This window comes from Oleiphilus sp. HI0117 (assembly GCF_001635235.1).
The window spans coordinates 1-1,061 of sequence record NZ_LWGA01000560.1; the positions used below are offsets into that span (position 1 = coordinate 1).

Sequence of the window (1,061 nt, forward strand, 5' to 3'; positions counted from 1 at the left end):
CATGCTGACACCTGAAGACCCATTTGAAGCCCCTCCTCGCTTTAAACAAGCCGCTATAGATCAAAGCTATGGCGATGAAAATGCTTTATTGATGAAGGTTGGAGAAACTCGAGCACTTTAATTTATCGATTTTTCCCTCATCAAGAATGGTCAATGTCTCACACGGCAAACATTGACCACTTGCAGCTTTCCACCTATTATTGCCCACATCAGGATAGTATCTCGATCTACAACAATAACAGGGAAGAGTTAGTCATAGTGAACTGCATTGAGCACTCACTATCGAAATAGAATCAAGAGCTTGATATGGCTTTTGAATTCCTATTCTCCCCCCGATAATATCGATTCAAAGAACCTGTAATAAGAAGCAAATTGGAATTTACTTTTAACGCCTTTTCGACGTTTATCGTTTTAAGATAACGGTTCGCCAAGGAGAGAGAAGGCAATTAATTCAGGAACGAATCATGTCAGTAGCAACAATTGAAGATTACGGAAACTCAGCATTAGAGCAAGACAATAAACAGATACACGACGAGCGTGCGCGTATTTTGAATATGGTCTCTCAAAAAGCGCAGGATCAGACTCTCACACTTCAAGAAACCACTGCACTATACGAAAAGTTTAACCAAACCTATACAGCATACCGGAGCACTGAACCGCAAGAGGTTGATGAAAGCTGGGCGCTGGAGTTGCTGCAAGAGAGTGAACAAGAAGAAGCCGAAAATACAACTTTTCAGACACGAATTAACGGCATTCCTCATCAAACTAAAAAAGGCTCAGGCAAGGACAACCCAGCCAACGATTCAATTTTAGTTGATAACGAAATGAAGCCAATGCTAGCTGCACCGCTAAAACAAATGACCTTCGAAGATAGAGCGTCGTTTACTCGTTCTGATGCAGCCAAAACAAGACAAGGCAATGGCGACAATCATTGTTGCATCCGGTCTCGCTACTCTATCGATACTACTAGGCTTTGCCTTAGCATTCTAAGCGTAAAACCTAGTATCGTATGCGCATGCCTAATCGGCATGCGCCTCTTGAATTTTCATTAGCTCTTCTTG

1 protein-coding gene is annotated in these 1,061 nt (G+C 42.1%); it reads left to right on the forward strand.

Annotated elements, in window-relative coordinates:
* Window positions 1-464: 464 nt before the first annotated feature.
* Window positions 465-1,052, forward strand: a complete 588-nt coding sequence (locus A3757_RS06195; protein ID WP_068739316.1) for a hypothetical protein — start codon at window positions 465-467, stop codon at window positions 1,050-1,052.
* Window positions 1,053-1,061 lie beyond the last annotated feature (9 nt).

Coding starts and splice junctions, on each gene's coding strand:
- A3757_RS06195 (WP_068739316.1), top strand. CDS start 465: ATGTCAGTAGCAACAATTGAAGATTACGGAAACTCAGCATTAGAGCAA.